At 37.3% G+C, this 19544-nt stretch carries 16 protein-coding genes; 4 read left to right on the top strand and 12 right to left on the bottom strand.

The features are described 5' to 3' along the window. Window positions 1–2268 (top strand): type IX secretion system anionic LPS delivery protein PorZ, encoded by a 2268-nt coding sequence (gene porZ, locus AC0INN_RS18335; RefSeq protein ID WP_273650762.1) that lies wholly within the window; start codon window positions 1–3, stop codon window positions 2266–2268. Beyond that, complete coding sequence (recO, locus tag AC0INN_RS18340; RefSeq protein ID WP_273650761.1) at window positions 2268–2954, top strand: DNA repair protein RecO; 687 nt, start codon at window positions 2268–2270, stop codon at window positions 2952–2954. Before porZ ends, recO begins: the two co-directional genes overlap by 1 nt. 144 nt (window positions 2955–3098) lie before the next feature. Here recO and AC0INN_RS18345 read toward each other — a convergent pair whose 3' ends face one another. The 4 genes from AC0INN_RS18345 to AC0INN_RS18360 all read right to left on the bottom strand — a co-directional run bounded on the left by AC0INN_RS18345 (window position 3099) and on the right by AC0INN_RS18360 (window position 7776). Then, entirely contained in the window at window positions 3099–5753 is a 2655-nt protein-coding gene (locus tag AC0INN_RS18345) for an MGH1-like glycoside hydrolase domain-containing protein (protein ID WP_273650760.1), read from the bottom strand. A gap of 47 nt (window positions 5754–5800) precedes the next feature. Beyond that, complete coding sequence (locus AC0INN_RS18350; protein WP_273650759.1) at window positions 5801–6610, bottom strand: SDR family oxidoreductase; 810 nt, start codon at window positions 6608–6610, stop codon at window positions 5801–5803. 73 nt (window positions 6611–6683) lie between these two features. After that, window positions 6684–7157 carry a GNAT family N-acetyltransferase gene (locus AC0INN_RS18355; protein WP_273650758.1) on the bottom strand — a complete coding sequence of 158 codons (474 nt, stop codon included), beginning with the start codon at window positions 7155–7157 and terminating at the stop codon, window positions 6684–6686. Window position 7158: 1 nt separating this feature from the next. Continuing rightward, window positions 7159–7776: a DUF1684 domain-containing protein gene (locus AC0INN_RS18360; protein ID WP_273650757.1), complete on the bottom strand. Its 618-nt coding sequence runs from the start codon at window positions 7774–7776 to the stop codon at window positions 7159–7161. 106 nt (window positions 7777–7882) lie between these two features. Here AC0INN_RS18360 and AC0INN_RS18365 point away from each other — a divergent pair, with 106 nt between their 5' ends. Further along, window positions 7883–9463 carry a GMC family oxidoreductase N-terminal domain-containing protein gene (locus AC0INN_RS18365; protein ID WP_306614476.1) on the top strand — a complete coding sequence of 527 codons (1581 nt, stop codon included), beginning with the start codon at window positions 7883–7885 and terminating at the stop codon, window positions 9461–9463. Here the strand turns inward: AC0INN_RS18365 and AC0INN_RS18370 are convergent. The 6 genes from AC0INN_RS18370 to AC0INN_RS18395 all read right to left on the bottom strand — a co-directional run bounded on the left by AC0INN_RS18370 (window position 9460) and on the right by AC0INN_RS18395 (window position 16141). Continuing rightward, window positions 9460–10326: an AadS family aminoglycoside 6-adenylyltransferase gene (locus AC0INN_RS18370; protein WP_273650755.1), complete on the bottom strand. Its 867-nt coding sequence runs from the start codon at window positions 10324–10326 to the stop codon at window positions 9460–9462. The two genes, AC0INN_RS18365 and AC0INN_RS18370, sit on opposite strands and share 4 nt — an antisense overlap. After that, on the bottom strand, window positions 10327–10728 hold the full coding sequence (locus tag AC0INN_RS18375; RefSeq protein WP_172283809.1) for a hypothetical protein: 402 nt from the start codon (window positions 10726–10728) through the stop codon (window positions 10327–10329). It lies immediately after the preceding gene. 322 nt (window positions 10729–11050) lie between these two features. Continuing rightward, on the bottom strand, window positions 11051–12556 hold the full coding sequence (gene mqo / locus AC0INN_RS18380) for a malate dehydrogenase (quinone) (RefSeq protein WP_306614479.1): 1506 nt from the start codon (window positions 12554–12556) through the stop codon (window positions 11051–11053). 192 nt (window positions 12557–12748) lie between these two features. Further along, window positions 12749–13837 carry an NAD(P)-binding domain-containing protein gene (locus AC0INN_RS18385; RefSeq protein WP_273650754.1) on the bottom strand — a complete coding sequence of 363 codons (1089 nt, stop codon included), beginning with the start codon at window positions 13835–13837 and terminating at the stop codon, window positions 12749–12751. Between the two features lie 10 nt (window positions 13838–13847). Next, window positions 13848–14870: an LLM class flavin-dependent oxidoreductase gene (locus tag AC0INN_RS18390; RefSeq protein ID WP_172283801.1), complete on the bottom strand. Its 1023-nt coding sequence runs from the start codon at window positions 14868–14870 to the stop codon at window positions 13848–13850. 230 nt (window positions 14871–15100) lie between these two features. After that, window positions 15101–16141 carry an NAD(P)H-dependent glycerol-3-phosphate dehydrogenase gene (locus AC0INN_RS18395; RefSeq protein ID WP_172283800.1) on the bottom strand — a complete coding sequence of 347 codons (1041 nt, stop codon included), beginning with the start codon at window positions 16139–16141 and terminating at the stop codon, window positions 15101–15103. 221 nt (window positions 16142–16362) lie between these two features. Here AC0INN_RS18395 and AC0INN_RS18400 point away from each other — a divergent pair, with 221 nt between their 5' ends. Next, window positions 16363–17397 (top strand): M23 family metallopeptidase, encoded by a 1035-nt coding sequence (locus AC0INN_RS18400; RefSeq protein WP_273650753.1) that lies wholly within the window; start codon window positions 16363–16365, stop codon window positions 17395–17397. A gap of 250 nt (window positions 17398–17647) precedes the next feature. Here AC0INN_RS18400 and AC0INN_RS18405 read toward each other — a convergent pair whose 3' ends face one another. Both AC0INN_RS18405 and AC0INN_RS18410 read right to left on the bottom strand, forming a co-directional pair. After that, window positions 17648–18823, bottom strand: coding sequence for an MBL fold metallo-hydrolase (locus tag AC0INN_RS18405; protein WP_273650752.1), 1176 nt, complete (start codon window positions 18821–18823; stop codon window positions 17648–17650). Between the two features lie 15 nt (window positions 18824–18838). Further along, on the bottom strand, window positions 18839–19492 hold the full coding sequence (locus AC0INN_RS18410) for an NAD(P)-dependent oxidoreductase (protein WP_172283796.1): 654 nt from the start codon (window positions 19490–19492) through the stop codon (window positions 18839–18841). Window positions 19493–19544: the final 52 nt, after the last annotated feature.

The following is a 19544-nucleotide window of genomic DNA, read 5'->3' on the forward strand; positions in this document are numbered from 1 at the left end:
ATGAAAAAACTCTCCATAATTTCCCTTGGTATTTTAGCATGCTTTCAAATGGCTAATGCTCAGGTTATCTCTTCAAAAAAATGGGCGGATATATTCTCCTACAACAATGTTATCTCCATGAAAGAAGATAATGGGAAAATAATTGCAGCTGCAGAAAACGGGCTATTCTATTATACCATCTCGACAGGTGAAATTACGAAGTTATCCAAAGCAAACGGCCTTCATGAAGTAGGTATTTCTGCTTTTGATTACAATGCTCAAACCAAGATCGGGCTTATTGGTTATCAAAACGGCTCCTTGGATATTGTTACTCCGGACGGTGTTACTTATGTTGTGGATATCCCCATTGCTACAGGATACAACGGAAGCAAAAAAATCAATCATATATCAATTACAGGAGATAAGGCTGTTATTTCAGTTGGCTATGGAGTCTCTATTTTTGATCTTAGAAAAAAAGAGTTTAACGATTCTGCTTTTTTTCTTGCAGGAGGTGTATACGAAGCGAGTAATGAAGCAACTATCGTAGATAATAAGGTATATTCTGTAACAAATACTGGTTTAAAGAGCCATGAAATGAATACGACTTTTCCGGTATTTTCTACCTGGACAACTGATGTCCCGGGAACATTTACCCAAATCGATTCTGATCCTGTTATTAGCTTTTCTTCTGCAACTACAGCATACATCTTTAATAATGGTGTCTCTACTCCACTTTCACAGACTTTTGGAAAAGTACAGGATATCGTAGTGAGTTCAAATGGCATTATTGTTACCGATCAGAGTAGGATTTACACTTTCAATACCAACGGAAACTATGTTGGGACTGCGAGTGTAGGAGAAGAATGTAATACCGCTATAAGGACAGGTTCGAAGATATATGGAGGAACTATTCTTTCGGGAATTAAAGATGAAACCAATAATGCATTTAAACCGGATGGTCCCTATTTCAACTATGCTTATAAACTTAATTTATATGGTGAAAATCGAATTTTAGTTTCAACCGGAGGTAGAGAAGCAAGATTCAACACTCCACTTATTAATGCTAAAAATCCGGGTTTTTACTACTTTAACGGAATGCAGTGGATATATTCATCTTATTTTATAGGACAAACACAGTCATTTAATATTTTAGATGCTGTAGCCGATCCGAGCAATTTGGATGAAGTCTATTTCACCAACTATGTATATGGAGGACAGGGTATTTACAAAATGAAATACAACAGCACAAATAAAGATTTTGATTTTACAAAATATTACAGCTTATCGCCACCTAATAACTTTGCCTATAGACCTGTAGGCTTAACTTATGATGATCAAAATAACTTATTTGCTACTGTAGGTTTCATGGACAATGGCTCTATGTCTGTGGTTCCATATGACAAAACTGCTGACAATTTTATCGTAAAGGAAATAGCAGGTCTGAGCCACGGTGTGCAGAAAGCTCTATATTATGAAAATCTTTTATGGGTACCGATCCCAAGGACGAACAACTTTTTAGTATATGATTATAAAAAGACTCCAACAAACGTATCTGATGACACCGCTTATATCCTGACTCAAGCCAGCGGATTTCCAACCAATTCAGGAGGAACGGTTTCTGTCGCCATTGATAAAGCCGGAGATGCGTGGATAGGTTCTGACACAGGACTACGTATTTTATCCAATGCGGTAACAGCCATTAAAGAACCCAATCCTACTGTAAACCCTATTATCATTGAGCAGAATAATCTAGGTGAGGAGCTTTTCCGTGATTCTCAAATTCTACAAATAGAAGTAGATGCAGGAGATTATAAATGGATTTCAGTAGATGGTGGAGGAGTATATTATCTGTCTTCAGATGGACAAAGAACCATAAAGCATTTTACAAAGGAAAATTCACCATTGCCTACGAACAGCATCACTGATATTAAAGTAGACAGAAAAACAGGAAAGGTATATTTTGCTTCTTACAACGGAATTGTAACCTATCAGGGAGATGTAGCGGATGTAACTTCGGGCTTCGGAAATGTAGTGGTGTACCCGAATCCTGTGGTATACTCCAATTTCAAAGGAAAAGTTACAATCAAAGGTCTGGCGGAAAAAACAAACATAAGAATAACTGATGTTGCAGGAAACGTCATTCACTCGGCAGTAGCAAGAGGTGGTTATTATGAATGGGACCTTAATAATCAGCGAGGAACCAGAGTAGCATCAGGTATCTATTTTGTCTTAATGACCAATGAAGATGGTTCTGATAAAGCGACCGCCAAAATAGCTGTGGTTAATTAATGAATTCACAAAAAGGATTTTTACTTTCATTTATCAAATACGGGGAAAATGATGCGGTTCTTCATTGCTTTACAGAAGAGGAAGGCTTTCAGACTTTTTTCCTGAAGGGGATTTACTCCAAAAGAAATAAGAAAAAAGCATTATTGCTTCCGTTAAACCAACTCAGTTTTTCCATTCCTGTGGGAAAAAGTAGCGGAATACCGTCCGTTACCAGATTCGAGTTGGTAAAAAACAACGATATGTATACCGATATAAAGATCAATACTGTAGTTTTCTTTATTTCAGATTTTCTTAATCAGATCCTGAGAAATGAACATAAAAATTCTAATCTCTATTTTTCCATTGACGAGTTTATTGATGAACTCTCTCTAAAGAATTATCAATCCCATTTGATTTTTTTAATTAAAATTTTAAAAATCCAGGGTGTAGCACCCCTACTCGACAATCACCAGTATCTGGATCCGGAAACAGGAACTTTTTCATCTCAACCGGCTCATCAATTATTCAGTCATGAGATCTCAGCCGCATGGAAATCTATTATTTCTTCACAGAATCCTTATGAATTAAAAATTCATTCAGCATTAAGAAAGGATCTCCTGGATAGTATATTGGTTTATTACCATTACCATATTACAGACTTTAAGATTCCAACTTCCCTGGAAGTGATCCAGCAGATATTTGAGTAAGTAAATTACACAATCATAAGATCATTTTTCTTATGGTTGTCATCGTTGTATGTTGTAAGGTAGCTGAATTGTGAAATTGTATTTAATACATTATTATTCTACTATTCTGCTCGCTTACTTTTTAGCCAATTGCTCTCAGCTCAACTATTTTGTTTCTTCCGGCATTTCCGTTTGAGATTCCGCTATTTCCTTTTTGGGGAATTTGGGTTGAAGAATTTTAGATATTAGTCCGGTCCATCCTGTTTGGTGGGAAGCTCCTACTCCACGTCCTGTATCACCGTGGAAATATTCATAAAAAAGAATGTAATCCTTAAAATCAGGATCTGTCTGAAACCTTGGATACTGTGAATTGACCGGCCGATTTCCATTTTCATCTTTAAGGAATATTTTTGCGAGTCTTTTACTTAGAGCATCTGCGATCTCCTCAAGATTAGAATAATTTCCACTGCCAGTAGGATATTCTACCATAAAATCAGGACTATAATAAAAGAAAAAACTTTGAAGACTCTCAATAATCAGAAAATTAATAGGAAACCAGATAGGACCTCTCCAGTTACTATTTCCACCAAAAAGCCCACTATCACTTTCTGCAGGTGTATATTTTACAGAATAATCAACCCCATTGAGATTAATTGTATAAGGATTTTTTTCATATACTTTGGATAGGGCGCGCACACCATAATCACTTAAAAACTCGTTTGGATCCAGCATTCTGCTGAGGAGCCTCTTTAAGCGATGTCCTCTCAGCAGGGAAAGCAAATGCTTTGAATCCTGTCCCTTCACTTCCCAGTGCGAAACAAGGGCTGCCAGTTCGGGTTTGTTTTCCAATACCCAATGCATCCTCTTTTTAAAATTAGGAAGTTTTTCAATCACCTCATCGTCAATTACCTCAACCGCAAACATAGGAATGAGCCCCACTATTGTCCTTAATTTAAGATACATATGATTTCCATCACTGGAAGCAATAGCATCATAAAAGAACTCATCTTCTTCGTCCCAGAGGCCAAAGTTTTCATCACCCATATTATCAAGAGAATGGGCGATAGAAAGGAAATGTTCAAAGAATTTCATTGCCATCTCTTCATAAACCCTGTTATAGAGAGCCAGTTCTAAGGCAATTCTCATCATATTGAGTGCGAACATCGCCATCCAACTGGTTCCATCCGCCTGTTCCAGCTGTTCTCCATTCGGGAGTGTACTGTTTCTGTCGAAAACGCCTATATTATCAAGTCCTAAAAATCCGCCTTCAAAAATATTATTCCCATTGTTATCCTTTTTATTCACCCACCATGTAAAGTTCATCAATAGCTTCTGGAAAGCACTTTCCAGAAATTCAAGATCAGGCTTATCCTTCAGATATTCATCGATTTTAAAAACTTTAAAAACCGCCCAGGCATGAACGGGTGGGTTTACATCACTAAAATCCCACTCATAGGCAGGTAACTGCCCGTTAGGATGCATATACCATTCGAACAGGAACAACTTTAACTGATATTTAGCAAAATCGGGATCAATCAATGAAAAACTTATGGCATGAAATGCCAGATCCCAGGTTGCATACCATGGATATTCCCATTTATCAGGCATCGAAATGATATGTTCATTATTCAGGTGTTTCCAATCGTAATTTCTTATTCTCCCACGGGATTTAGGTGGAGGCATTTCTGCGGGATCACCTTTCAGCCACTTTTCAACATTATAATGATAATACATTTTATTCCACAACAAGCCTGCAAATGCCTGCCTCTGAATCAGCTTTTCATCATCAGACCGGATTCCTTTCTGGATGTCATTATAAAAATCATCAGATTCTTTTTTTCTTGAATTGAAAATTGTCTCAAAATCCTGAAATGGTTCTGATAATTCTTTATCGGAGAGCCTAAACTCAAAGGTCTTTGTTTCTCCTGCATTAAAATCATCTTCAATATAAAAAGAGGCTTTTGTTCCCTTATTCTCCGGATTTATGGCCGATAAATTCTGATTAATGATAAAGTCATTAATTCCGTCCTTACAGTATCTTGATTTATTAGCCGAACGATATATCCGTTCATTATTGGTCTCATTATCACAAAACAATGTTTTCCGGGATTGTTTGGAATAGATATTTCTGACCTCAAGTTCCTTATGCTCAATTTTAATCTTTGAAAATTCTTTTGAGCTTAGCAGAGGCTTATAATCATCATATCCCCAACTCCAGGTATTCCTGAACCAAAGTGTTGGTAAGATGATAAGCGGAGCTTCATTCTCAGATTTATTGGTAACCGTTAATTGTATTAAAATATCATTTGCCCCTTCTTTAGCATATTCAATGAAGATATCGAAGTATTCGTTTCTTTCAAAAATACCGGTATCTATCAATTCATATTCATCTTCATTTTTACTTCTTCCTGCATTGATGTTTAGCAGATCTTCATATGGAAAAGCATTCTGAGGATATTTATAAAGCATTTTCATGTAGGAATGGGTAGGTGTGGAATCGAGGTAATAGAAATATTCTTTAACATCTTCACCGTGATTTCCCTGGCCGTTTGAAAGACCAAAGAAACGCTCCTTTATCATCTTATCTTTTTTATTCCAGAACCCTATGGAAAACACCAATTTCTGCCAGTCATCACAAATCCCGCAAATCCCTTCTTCCCCCCAACGATATGCCTTCGCTTCAGCAATATCATGATTGGTATAATTCCAGGCATCTCCATTCGCACTATAATCTTCACGTACCAATCCCCATTCCCTATTGCTTACATAAGGACCCCATTTTTTCCATTGTATATCAGAAAGTCTCTGCTGTTCTGTCATATATGTAGTTTTAAGAATGAAATAGTAAATTAAAGGCAGATCATTATTTATCCGCCTGTGGAAAAGCTTTCAAAAGTCGTCATTCCTCCATCTACAAAAATGCTGGTTCCTGTTATATAATCTGCAAGATCACTCGCCAGAAAAGCGGCCAGGTTTCCGATATCTTCCGGTTGTCCGATTCTATTGTATGGAATTAGATTAAGAAGACTGTTGAGTGCTTCCGGAGTATCCCAGGCATTTTTATTTATTGGTGTCTGGATAGCCCCAGGACAAATAGAATTAACTCTAATTTTTTGTGCTCCATACTCTTGTGCCAGGGTTTGCATCAGCATACGGATAGCCCCTTTACTTGATGCATAATTGGCGTGGCCTCCCCATGGAATAATTTCATGGACAGAACTGATATGAATGATTTTCCCACAAGCCTTAGAACGAGAAAGATCTATTCCCCTGCGAAGAAACTCCTTAATTGCTTCTCTGGCACAAAGAAATTGTCCGGTAAGATTAACCCCAATTACAGCATTCCACTGATCCATGGTCATTTCGGTGAATTTAGCATCTTTCTGAATCCCGGCGTTATTAACAAGAATATCCACAGTTCCGAATCGGGAAATCACTTCCTGAAACATAGCGATCACCTGATCTTCTTTCGAAACATCACACTGATAGGTGATTCCTTTTCCTCCAGCATCCGTTATTTCTTTTAAGACAGCTTTGGCTTCCTCAACGGATCTTTCTGAAGAATGATTAACAATGACCGTGGCACCTGCTGAAGCTAAGGATTTAGCGATTCCTGTACCTATTCCACTTGATGCTCCCGTAACGACAGCTACCTGATTATGAAGGGATATTTCCATATTTTTTATTTGATGTTACTCAAAGTTAGTGGAAAGATCGCGCCAAGCAGAATTTTTTTACTTTAAAATTTTCTTAAAGTTTTTTATACATCAGCCGTTGCGGACCACTCCGTCCCATTCTGGTTTTCCCCTCGAATATGTAGCCTACTTTTATGTACAGCTCATATGCAGAAATATTGTTTTCGTTGACAGCAAGAACGATTTCATCACAATCTTTAAAATGATTCTTTACAAAATCATCTACAAGGCTCATAGCAGCTTTTCCAATGCCTCTCCCCTGAAAATCGGGATTAATAGACAATGATCTTAATAAAACAGATTTCGTATTATGGGTAAGATCCAGTTTATCATCACCGAAATCCAAGGCAAAATAGCCTGCAGGATTCTCATTTTCAAAGATCGTCACAGAAAATCCTTTACCATCATTTCTTTCTCTGATTCTCTCTATAGCAAATTCGGCAGTTGATGTATACTGCGATTGAACGTCATCCAATGTATAGTTAACTCCGGAAAAATCTTCGGGCTTGTAAAATTCTAAATGAATCATATTAATGGTGGTAAATATCGTTATACATCACTCCAGCACGGATCTCCACAGGTAGTTTATTTTCTTCGGGAACAACCGGACAGTTATAATCATAAGCGTTATATGCACAATACGGTTGATAAGACTGGTTAAAATCCAGAATAAGAGTATTTCCTTTCGGAATTTTAAGGTCCATATATTTTCCGCCACCATAAGTTTCTTTTCCATTGGTGAGGTCACGGAAAGGAAGGAAAAGATAGTCTTTATATTTTTCTTGTTTTAAAAGATCCAGACTTTGATATAAAGTAAGCGTATACTCCTGCCCTTCCAACGTAAAGCTAGCCTTACCATATTCTTTATATTGTTTAGTCTTTCCTGATGAAGTAGGAATTTCAAACGGTTCAGCATTAGCTGTTCGTACCAGCTTAGCTTGTACTCTGTATTTTAGATCCACAGGAAAAAAAGGATGTGCTTTAAAATTTGTAAAATTATCTCCTCTTAAAGGAGTTTCTTTAGGATTTAAATACTCTGCATTAAGGTTCTTCTGGAATTTTTTAATTTCAGCCTTCTCCTTAAGGATTGATTTCTGTGAAAAAACGAAACAAGGAAACAGCAGCAATAGTAACAGGTATCTTTTCATTATTCATCTATTAAAGGTTAAAATTACAATAAAAAGTCCCATTAATTTTAATTAAAAATTATAATTTTTTGTGTTTTTCTAGCATAGTTTTTGGAAAATAACGAACATGAATAGAAAAGAGTTCATTACAACAGGTATCATTGGAATATCTGGCTTTTACTTTTTAGGTACGCATCTTTTATATGGTTCCGCTCCAAAATCTCCTGAAAAAACAGAAACTTTGGATGCCCCTGTCATTATTATCGGTTCCGGATACGGAGGCGCCGTAGCAGCTTTACGCTTATGTGAGGCGGGAAAAAAAGTATTAATGCTTGAAATAGGACTGAATTGGGAAAAATCCGGGATTCCTTTTTCCAACTTATTAAAACCCCGAGAAAGTGCTGCATGGCTGAAAAAGAAGACCATTGCACCTTTTATGAACCTGTTCTCTTTAAAACCTTTTACAGGTGCATTGGACCGACTGGATTTTGAACATATCAATATCTGGATGGGAAGAGGTGTTGGTGGAGGATCTATCGTAAATGGCGGAATGGCTGTAACCCCTAAAGAAAGTTATTTTAAAGAAGTTTTTCCACAGCTCGATGCCGAAAAGTTTTATGATTACTATTTTCCTCTTGCCAGAAAAGAGCTGAAAGTCAATGTGATTGATGAACAGTTTTTGCATGATTGTCCTTATTATAAATTTACAAGAGTAGGTGAAGAAGAGGCTCATAAAGCAGGCTTTAAAACCATCCGTGTTCCGAATGTGTATGATTTCAAATACATGGAGAGAGAATATAAAAATGAAGTTCCGAGATCTGCACTTAATACGGAAGTGATCTATGGAAATAATCACGGTAAAAACAGTCTTGATAAAACGTATTTAAAAAAAGCATCAGACACGGGAAATCTTGAAATACTGGATCTCCATTCAGTTACTTCCATCAAATTAAATGATGACAAAAGTTATACACTGGATGTTAAACAGATCAATACTTCAGGAGAACTTATCAAAGAGAAAATTTTTCATTGTAAAAAGCTGATTGTATCTGCAGGAACTATGGGAACTTTAGAGCTTCTTTTAAAATCCAATGCGAAAAACCAGCTTCCACTCAACAGTAATGTAGGGGAAAATTGGGGTAATAACGGAAACTTTATGACCGGTAGAAATTGGGTCAGACCTCTGTCCGGAGGTACAGGAGTTCAGCAATCCACTATTCCTGTAGGTGGAGTTGATAACTGGGAAGATAAAGAACATCCTTTTTTCACGGAGATTGCGCCATTACCAATGGGTATGGATGTGGCTACTGCATTATATCTGCTAATCAACAGGGTTGATAAAAAGGGAAAAGTATCTTTTGATACCACAACTCAAAGACTCCATATTGACTGGAATGAAAGTCATACAAAAAAGATGAGAGAGAATGCAGATTATTTTATCCGGAAAATGAACCGGGCTAATGGAGGTACCAGAAGCCATTTTCTTTTTAAAAATGGTTTTGGGCCTAATATATGTTATCATCCGTTAGGAGGTTGCGTATTAGGTGAAGCCACCAATCAATATGGTAAATTAAAAGATCATGAAAATCTTTTCATCCTGGACGGATCTTTAATTCCGGGAACCATTGGCGTAAATCCTTTTGTAACGATTGTTGCAATTACTGAATACTGCATTGAAAACTTAATCAGGCAAAATGAATTCGACTAATCCTGAGTCTTTATTATCGTAAGGTACTTTCGTACTTTACTTTCATGCTCTTCAGGATATGAAGTTTCGAGCTTTCTGGCTAGGTCAGTTCCTATTTCATGAAAAAGATCTGCATATGCCAATAAAGCATTCCAGTTTTCTTCAATACTACTTCCGGAAAAAGTAGCTTCAATCCTTTTCCATAGATCTGGAGACAAATACTTTTTGAAAAGTCTTCCGTGTTTATTGGTCGTTATATTGTTCCACCCGTTTTCACTGGCAATATACCATTCCAGCAAAGGAACAAGATAATCAGTTCTGATTACATCCTCACTCATAAATTTAGCATAAAAAATATCTTCACGCTTAAGGCATTTTGCCACATAAGTTGTGTCCCACCAGAAATCATTCATCAGTTGCTGAAATCTTTCCGTTGTGGGTTTTTTAATCATCACAGACTGGTAAGTCGGGGCCTTTAGATTCTTTGTCAACTCATCTTTGTCGATCAGAACTTTATAGCCTACGTCCCAATCTTCAGGAAGCTCATCTTTTTTTATTTCTTTTATAAATTCAGATTTTTCATAGAGTTTGAAGTCCACCTTCACAAGATCTTCATACAAAACCATTTTCATTGCATGGACTCCGTCAAAAAATGTTTCATCTTCTTCTACCATTGACATGGGCGCCCCAAAAAGTTCCAACCATGACTTATCAGATTCATATGGTTTCATTTTTTCAAAGACAAGTTCAATATCCAGATCACTAAAATCATCAACAGGAGCATAAGGATTTACTAATGAGCTGGTTAACAAAACAGCACGAATATCCGGATTCGTTTTTGCCCAGTCAATGATCTGTTGTAATTTTTTTTCTCTGATTTTCATTTAATAAGATTCTGATATTTTCACTCTGTATACATCCATTGCATTTCTCTTAATGGATTGTACAAAAAATCCACCTTCTTCAGGAATGACTTCTTTAAGATCAAAACTTTTACAATCTTTTGGCAATCCTGAAAATATGAGTGTAAACCAAAAATCCCGCATAAAAGGAACCGGAGTCCAGTCCGGAAATATTGTAATATTTTCAGCGTGGATCAGCTTACTTTGATGCTCCGAACTGTTATCAAAAAGATACGTGGTATTCCATATCCGGATCAGGTTGCCCAAAAAAGGAGAGGCCGGGAAGCAGCAGTGCACAATAACCTGCTTCTCCTCTTCCACTTTTGTCTTAAGGGATTCAAGAAGTTCTCTGGCAATAATAGGCTTTACAACAATTTCTTCCACGACTTTATATGAATAATAATATCCTGCAAATTTATTTAAATTTCAATTGAAATGTATATTTTGAATGGATTATGATTGTGTTAAGGAATTTTTATTGGAAAAGTACTTTTCAATATAAAAGCCGATTCCAATGAATCGGCTTTATTACTATTATTGATATTAATTTATTCTTTGATATAAATAATGCTTCAGAGAAAATATCGCATCAAAATTTCAGCACTTCCCATCAATTTCACTACGGACATTTTTTAATTCAAGAAGCTTATCTCTAATATCTTTTATCTTTTATCTTTTATCTTTTATCTTTTATCTTTTATCTATACTAATAATGCAGCTCCAGCTTCTCTTTCGTATAAGCTCTCACTTTATCTGTAAGTTCAGGATTATCTGCAAGTTTTTGTCCGTAAGAAGGGATCATTTCCACTAATTTGTCTTTCCACTCCCCGTGAAGTTTTTCACCGAAGCACTTCTCAAGAACATTAAGCATAGCATAAACAGCAGTAGAAGCTCCCGGTGAAGCCCCCAGTAAAGAGGCAATGGTTCCACTCTTATTAACAACCACTTCGGTTCCGAATTCCAGTTTTCCGCCTTCCTTTTCATCTTTTTTAATAACCTGAACTCTTTGTCCGGCTACTTTTAATTCCCAGTCTGCTTCATTGGCATCTTTAACAAACTCTCTCAAATGCTGCATCCTTTGAGCTTTCGTCATGGCTACCTGCTGAATTAGATATTTTGTCAATGGAATATTATGCCACCAGGCTCCAAAAAGGGATCGTATGTTTTTTGTATTCACACTTTCAGGAAGGTCAAGATAACTACCCTCTTTTAAAAACTTGGTTGAAAAGCCGGCGAAAGGTCCAAACAGGAGTGCTTTTTTACCGTCAATAATTCTAAGGTCAAGGTGAGGAACAGACATTGGCGGAGCATCTACTGTAGCCTGTGTGTATACTTTAGCCTGATGTTTTTCTACCAGCTCAGGATTATGCGTTACCAGCCATTCACCCGAAACAGGAAAACCTCCATACCCTTCACTTTCCTTAATATCTGAACTATCAAGCAACGGAAGCGCATAACCTCCGGCACCGATGAATACAAAATCTGCAACTACTTCTTGTTTGTGATTGTGAATCCTGTCTTTAACCTTCATTTCCCATTGTCCATTTTCTCTGGGATCAATATCTTTTACTTCATGATATAAAAAAACCTCTACATTGGAATCTTCTAATAAATGTCTTCCCATTTTTCGGGTAAGGGAACCAAAATTAACATCCGTTCCCAGATCCATTTTGGTTGCTGCCATTACTTCAGAAGCATTTCTCTTGCTCATCACTAAGGGAATCCATTCCCGCAGTTTTTCATGATCCGTAGAATACTCCATTCCTTTAAATAAAACGGATTTCACCATCTTATCATGGCGCTTTCTCAGATATTCTGCGTCCTTATCTCCAAATACCAGACTCATGTGAGGACATGAATTGATAAAATCTTTTGGATCTTTGATATATCCCTTTTGAAGTAAATAGGACCAAAATTGTTTGGAAATTTCAAATTGTTCTGCAATACTTTCTGCCTTTGAAATATCAATGGTCCCATCTTCTTTTTCCGGAGTATAATTCAATTCGCAAAATGCTGAATGCCCTGTTCCGGCATTATTCCAGGCTGCTGTACTTTCTTTGGCAAACCTGCCAAGCCTTTCAAAAATTGCGATCTCCAGATCGGGATCAAATTCGTGGAGTAATGTGGCTAAAGTGGCACTCATGATACCACCCCCAATGAGTACAACGTCATATTTTGGTTTTGGCGTTCTGCTTATAAGCGAATGTGACATAACATAAAATTTACTACTAATTTCGTGAAAAGTTTTAAAAAGAAGATTGCGTTTAAGGATTTTAACACAAAAGTTATTAAGAATATCTAACCTGTATCTGCACTAGAAAAAGTACAAAATTTTAGGTTAAATTTTGTACACCATTCAGATTATGGAATGATGAATACGAAATGCTTCTAATTAGACATCAATTTACTTCTCAATTCCCAGAGTCTTAACCAATTCCCTTGCCGCAGCACTTCCAGCTCTGTTTGCTCCGATAGTGGAAGCTGAAGGTCCATAACCCACCAAATGAATTCTCGGCTCTTTTGAAACTTCAGTGGCAAGTCTTCCGGACATGATGATACCTCCACCTTCTTCCTTAGGCAAAACAGCATCTAAATGAGACAGAGACCAGCGGAAACCCGTATTCCAAAGAATGACATCAGCTTTTTCCTGTCTTCCGTCTTCCCATTTAACACCTTCTTCCGTAATCTCGCTGAACATAGGAAACCGTTTGAGAACACCTCTTTTTTCCATATTTTTAATTTCATCAGTAACAGGTAATCCCGTTACCGAAACAACAGATGTTGGCAATAATCCGCTTCTCACTCTTTTATCAACCATCGCAACTGCTAAACTCCCGGCCATATCATCAAACGGTCCTTCACGAAATTCCGGAGGCCTTCGTGTAACCCATGTAGTGGTGGTTACTTTTGAAATCTGATCCAGCAATTGAATCGCAGAAATACCACCTCCGACAATGATCACGTGTTTTCCCCTGAAGTATTCAGCATTTTTAAAATTCCGAGTATGCAGCTGTTCCCCCTTAAAAAGCTTAGCACCCGGATATTCCGGGATGTATGGATTTTCCCAGGTTCCCGTAGCATTAATGATGCCTAATGCAGAAAAGGAAACAGACGATGTATCAATATAAAACCGTTCTCCGTTCAGGCTCACTTTTTCAACCTTTACGGGCCGATAGACCTGTAACCCAAACTCTTTCTCATACAAATCATAATAATGCGGAACGGCAATATTAGCACGAACTTCCTTTTCATCTCCCTGAATAGTTTCTTCAAATGACATTCCCGGCAGATCATGAATGCGGTTTACTGTACTCAAGGTCAGGGAGTCCCAACGGGATTGCCATGCACCTCCAGCTGAAGGTGCAGCATCTAAAATAATAAAATCCCGACCGATTTCCAGTCCCATTTTTTTGAGGTGATATGCTGTAGAAAGTCCGGCTTGCCCGGCTCCAATAACTGTAATTTTTGTTTTATACCAAATTTTTCCTGCCATTTCAGATTTTTTAACGCCAGCCCAATTCAGGAGCCACATATTTCAAAATGGATTCAAGTACATGTACATTGTAATCCACACCCAATGTATTGGGAATTGTCAATAATAAAGTATCTGCTTCCTGAATGGCTTCATCCTGAGCCAACTCCTTAATGAGCTGTTCCGGTTCAGCAGCATAACTTCTTCCGAAAATAGCACGTTGGTTCCCCTCTAAAACACCTATTTTATCTGTTCTGTCGGCTTCATGTCCGAAATAATATCTATCCTGATCGTTGACGATTGCGAAAATAGACCGGCTCACAGAGACTCTCGGGGTCCGTGTATGTCCTGCTTTTTTATAAGCCTCTCTATACAAACGAATTTGTTCAGCCTGCTGTATGTGAAAAGGTTTTCCACTTTCATCAAACTTCAAAGTAGAGCTTTGCAGATTCATACCGGTTTCTCCCGCCCAAACTGCAGTGGCATCCGAAGCAGAGCCCCACCAAATGCGATCACGTAATCCTTCAGAATGGGGTTCTATCCGCAATAATCCTGGAGGATTAGGAAACATCGGATTAGGGTTAGGTTGAGCAAACCCTTCTCCTCTCAACAAATCAAAAAACTCCAAACCTTTACGACGTCCCATATCGACATCTGATTGTCCATCTTCCAAATCATATCCGAAGTATCGCCAACCATCAATGACCTGTTCTGGCGAACCTCTACTGATGCCTAATTGTAACCGGCCTCCAGAAATCAAATCTGCTGCGCCGGCATCTTCTACCATATACAATGGGTTTTCATACCGCATATCGATGACACCCGTTCCGATTTCAATTTTTTTGGTTTTGGCACCAATAGCCGCTAACAAAGGAAACGGCGACGCCAACTGGTTAGCGAAATGATGTACTCGAAAGTACGCTCCGTCAATCCCAATTTCTTCTGCAGCTACAGCCAGATCTATGGATTGCAACAGAGTGTCACCTGCTGTTTTGGTATCATATGAAGGATGATTTCCCCAATGTCCAAACGATAAAAATCCTATCTTTTTCATGTATCTAATTTACAAAATGTAATCTCTTGAAATATTATCATATGGTAAGTTCGGAATAGAACAAGTCCTTACTATTTACCAATACATTTCAGATACAAGACAGATTGCATTCCGTTTTTATAAACACTGAACTGGATCAAAGATCTGTGCCCCGATAAAAATAGTCTCCAATAAAAAAACATCAGCAAATTGCTGATGTTTATATTCTGTCCTGTAACTTTCAAGTCGTTTTAGTTCAATTTTGCGGTCAGCTTTTTAAACTGTTTTTCTGCATTTTTACCTTCATACAGAATTCCATAAATGGTATCAACAATCGGAAGTTTCAGATTTTTTTGTTTAGCCGTTTTATAAATAGAGTTAGCAGCGTAGTATCCTTCTGCTACCATGTTCATGGACTGGATAGCAGATTTTACAGTGTATCCTTTTCCTATCAGATTCCCTAAACTTCTGTTTCTGGAAAACAATGAATAGGCCGTCACCAATAAGTCTCCCAGATAGGCACTTTCATTAACATCTCTCGGTGCCTCATATATGGCTTCAAGGAATGTTTCCATTTCTCTGATCGCATTCGACACAAATACGGCCGTGAAGTTGTCTCCATAACCCAAGCCACTTGCTATTCCTGCACCAATGGCGAAAATATTTTTAAGGATTGCACTGTATTCGTTTCCTAAGATATCTTTACTTGAGTGGACTTTTATAAAATCGGAATTAAAGATATTCAACAGTTTTTCGGAAACTTCATCCTCTACAGTGGCTACGGTAAGATAAGAAAGACGTTCCATCGCTACTTCTTCAGCATGACAAGGTCCGGCAATTACCGCCTGATTCCGGAATCCGATCTGAAATTCATCTCTCAGATAATGAGCAACCACATCGTTTACTTTAGGAATAATCCCTTTAATTGCAGAAACAAAAATTTTATCTTTATAATCGCAGGTCATCTTATCCAATGTATCTGAAAGATAAATAGAAGGAGTTGCCAGTACAATAATATCACAGGCTGTAACAAGCTCATTGATATCAGTTGTCAGTTTTAAATTTTTAAGATTAAAGTTAACTGCAGTTAAATAAGTAGGATTGTGCCCGCGAAGCTCAATAGCTCCTTTTACAAATTCACTTCGTACACACCAATGTACTACTTTACAGTTTTCAACAAGCATTTTTACAATCGCAGTTGCAAAACTTCCACTTCCTACCACTCCTACGGAAACTTCACTTTTATTCTTTTTCGGATTTGAAGATTCTGAAATAGTTTTCTTTTTCGCCATAATTGAAATGTGAACTGCAAAGATATTAAAACAAAAAATTAAGAACTCTTTCGGAGCGTGATAAAACCTAATTTTTTGAAAACATTAACACTTTCACACAATTAAACCTTTAAATCCACGTTAAATACAGAAATAAGTAAATTTTAATTAAAAATAATTCATAAAACTGTTTTTTAATTAAATTTGCAGGCTAATACTGTTTTAATACTAACTGAAGAAATATGAATAAATTTCTAAGCAGCAAAAAGAAGGTAAATATACTCCTGGGAGGACTTTTACTGGTAGTTTTTGCTCAAGGCATCTTTATAGCTAAGTTATCTTCCGAAAAGGATGATAAAACATACGAAGTAAACCTTGTGAAAATAAACACTGAAAAAGACAGTGTAGATTACTTAAAAATGAAAACAGATCTTACTTTAGTAGATCAAACCGTAGCACAGCTTAACTCATTCCTGAAGTCTAAAGATCTCCCGAGTGAAAAGCTGATGTTTCTGAGTAAAGACAGTATTTCAAACTCTGTCTATCTGGCCAAACAAGCCAACCGTTACAGTCAATATTTAATGGATTTACAAAAAAAACTGATGCAGGTTCCATTGGGAATGCCAACTGACGGATATATTTCCTCCAATTTTGGAGTCAGAAAAAATCCTATTCCATTTAAGACCGTCTATGCTTCCGTAAGGACAAGTGCGGTTGCAGATTCTAAACCAGCAGTTGCCGCAGCTCCAAAACTGGAAGTGAAAGCCGAACCTGTTGAAAAGATCATTGAATTGACAGACAGTTACGGAAATAAAAGAGAGGTAAAAGTAATGGTTACTCCAAAAGCAACCAATGCTGCTACTCCATCCGCTGCATCAACCTCTACAAAAACCTTAGCCGCCAATCCGTCATCTTCCAAAACAGCACCAACAGAAAAAAATAATCCACCTGCCGAAGCAGATCAGATGCAATTTCATAAAGGTCTGGACATTGCTGTTGCTTATGGTTCTGATGTAAGAGCAGCCGCAGCCGGAACCATTATTTTCTCAGGACAGAAGGGAGGTTATGGGAATTGCGTAATTGTTTCCCATGGAAATGGCTTGGCAACTTTATACGGCCATTTATCCGAATTGATCGCAAAAGTAAACGATAAGGTAAAAGTAGGTCAGGTGATTGCCAAATCCGGAAATTCAGGACGTTCCACAGGTCCTCATCTTCATTATGAAGTGCACAAAAACAATACTCCGGTGAATCCGAAATTATTTATGAATTTATAATATAAAAACGGCTGTCTTTTGACAGCCGTTTTTGTTATTTTATTAGAAATTTATACTTGAAAAAGAGACTGTGTAATCCGTTATATCTGAGAGAGTTTTACACACAAAGATTCTATCGTTTTAATTATAATCAATCAAGAATCCGCTAAGGTTGCCGGCTACGTTATGTCATTTAATTCAAATACCTAAATGAATTATTGGATTAAAAAAACTCGGCTGCCTGACGGCAGCCGAGTTTTTACCTATTATTTTATTTCAAGATTTTAAACGGTACTTTAAAATGATCGAACGATCCGTCTTTTCCAGCAATATTCGTATAAATTATGTTTTTATTATAATCCTGAATATGGGTAACATTTTCACCGGTTTTAGGTTCATGCCAATACACCATGAATATATTTTTTGCAATCTCAGTTGCCGTATACTCAACAGTATCTGAAATACCTTTAAAAGCTTCTGTACCACTAAAAGACATCGTTTTATTATCTTTATAATCCAATACAAATTTTCCTTTTCCAAAATCCACTTCAATCTTTCTTCCGATTGCCGGATATGGCGATTTCAGATCCCAGTTCATCTCTCCTAAAAATACCTTAACGCCCATCCCCAACTCATCTTTTCCAGGAAGATCCGGATATTGATTCACCATATATTTCACTACTGCATCTGAACTTTTGTTCTCATGAACGGCTTTTTTATAGTTTTCTAAATACTTTTTAACAAAGTCCAGAGATTGTGGAGACAAATTTAGTTTCGCAAAATGAGACGGAACAACTTGTTGTGGTTGCAAAGCCTTCATTGCGTCAATCTGTGCAATCCATTTATCAATAGCTTCATTGTTTTGAGTATCTGCCATCCAGATATGAGAATCTACAGAAACGGAAATACCTCCAACAATTGTTTTTAACGAAGGAATCCACAGAAAACTATGGGCAGGATCGTCAGGGTTCTGTCTGATCTCAATTTTATTTCCTTCCAAATCGGGAATTGAGTCTACAGCCTGAGGAACATAAACCTCTGAGGGAGCATCCGCTTTCAACTGAGGATTCCATACTGCCAGCTTATCATCTTTAGAAGCTGAAATAAGGTAAGCTGTCTGCGCAGTGGAAATGATCCTTACGTTAGGAAATGCTTTTTTAATAACATCAAGCCCAAAATAAAAGTCAGGGTCGCTGTGCGAAATAAAAACGGTTTTCAGATTTTTGCCTGTCGCCTTTATTTCCTTTACCAACTCTTCCGCATATTGTTTTTGGAATTGTGCATCAATCAGTATGGCATCTTTATCTCCGTAAACAAGAGTAGAGGTAATCGGAAAAATAGCTTTTGCTCCCGGATTATATACTTTTATTTTAAGGTTTCCAGCCCATGCACTCCCTACAAAAACTAAGACAGCCAGTAATGATAATAATTTTTTTCTCAGCATCATAAAATGTTGTTTTGATTAGTAAGCAGCTGTAAAACGTTCACGGATATGATTGTTCTGTTCCAATTCATCTACCAGAACAACTGCTACATCTTCTACTGACAGAATACTTCTTCCCTCTTCATTCAATACCGGAGTTTCTAAAGAAGTTCTGTATTTTCCTGTTCTTGTTCCTACGTTAGCCTGGTTCATTTCAATTGCAGGGCTAAAGAAGGTCCAGTCAAGCGTATTATTTTCTTTGATCTTATTCAAATAATCTCTGGCAGCGGTAGCTCCAGGTTTATATGCTTCGGGAAAATCCGGGGTGTCTACAATTTGTACATGATCCGGTGTATAAAGACTTCCTGCACCTCCTACTACTATAAGTCTTTTTACTCCCGATTTCTCAACTGCTTTTTCAATGTTTTCAGAACCGGTAAGAAAGTCATTGTATAGATTCGGATTTGTCCATCCGGCGTTATAAGTACTGATTACAGCATCAATTCCCTTTAAATTTTCGGCTAGCTGTTCTACATTGTTTACATCAACACTTTTAGCCTTTACTTTGTCATTCTGCTCTACTTTAGAAGCATCTCTTACGATCGCCTCTACTTCATAACCTCTGTTTTCCAATTCTTTCACTACATGTGAACCTACAAATCCTGTTGCACCAATTACTGCTACTTTTTTCATAATGTTTATTTTTAAATTAAATTGTAATAAATTTTGTTACATTTAAGGGTAA

The sequence above is a fragment of the Chryseobacterium subflavum genome (genome assembly GCF_055762745.1).

What these genes read in the sequence shown, in the direction of transcription:
- porZ (WP_273650762.1), top strand. Translation starts at nt 1, where the DNA reads ATGAAAAAACTCTCCATAATTTCCCTTGGTATTTTAGCATGCTTTCAA.
- recO (WP_273650761.1), top strand. Translation starts at nt 2,268, where the DNA reads ATGAATTCACAAAAAGGATTTTTACTTTCATTTATCAAATACGGGGAA.
- AC0INN_RS18345 (WP_273650760.1), bottom strand. Translation starts at nt 5,753, where the DNA reads ATGACAGAACAGCAGAGACTTTCTGATATACAATGGAAAAAATGGGGT.
- AC0INN_RS18350 (WP_273650759.1), bottom strand. Translation starts at nt 6,610, where the DNA reads ATGGAAATATCCCTTCATAATCAGGTAGCTGTCGTTACGGGAGCATCA.
- AC0INN_RS18355 (WP_273650758.1), bottom strand. Translation starts at nt 7,157, where the DNA reads ATGATTCATTTAGAATTTTACAAGCCCGAAGATTTTTCCGGAGTTAAC.
- AC0INN_RS18360 (WP_273650757.1), bottom strand. Translation starts at nt 7,776, where the DNA reads ATGAAAAGATACCTGTTACTATTGCTGCTGTTTCCTTGTTTCGTTTTT.
- AC0INN_RS18365 (WP_306614476.1), top strand. Translation starts at nt 7,883, where the DNA reads ATGAATAGAAAAGAGTTCATTACAACAGGTATCATTGGAATATCTGGC.
- AC0INN_RS18370 (WP_273650755.1), bottom strand. Translation starts at nt 10,326, where the DNA reads ATGAAAATCAGAGAAAAAAAATTACAACAGATCATTGACTGGGCAAAA.
- mqo (WP_306614479.1), bottom strand. Translation starts at nt 12,556, where the DNA reads ATGTCACATTCGCTTATAAGCAGAACGCCAAAACCAAAATATGACGTT.
- AC0INN_RS18385 (WP_273650754.1), bottom strand. Translation starts at nt 13,837, where the DNA reads ATGGCAGGAAAAATTTGGTATAAAACAAAAATTACAGTTATTGGAGCC.
- AC0INN_RS18390 (WP_172283801.1), bottom strand. Translation starts at nt 14,870, where the DNA reads ATGAAAAAGATAGGATTTTTATCGTTTGGACATTGGGGAAATCATCCT.
- AC0INN_RS18395 (WP_172283800.1), bottom strand. Translation starts at nt 16,141, where the DNA reads ATGGCGAAAAAGAAAACTATTTCAGAATCTTCAAATCCGAAAAAGAAT.
- AC0INN_RS18400 (WP_273650753.1), top strand. Translation starts at nt 16,363, where the DNA reads ATGAATAAATTTCTAAGCAGCAAAAAGAAGGTAAATATACTCCTGGGA.
- AC0INN_RS18405 (WP_273650752.1), bottom strand. Translation starts at nt 18,823, where the DNA reads ATGATGCTGAGAAAAAAATTATTATCATTACTGGCTGTCTTAGTTTTT.
- AC0INN_RS18410 (WP_172283796.1), bottom strand. Translation starts at nt 19,492, where the DNA reads ATGAAAAAAGTAGCAGTAATTGGTGCAACAGGATTTGTAGGTTCACAT.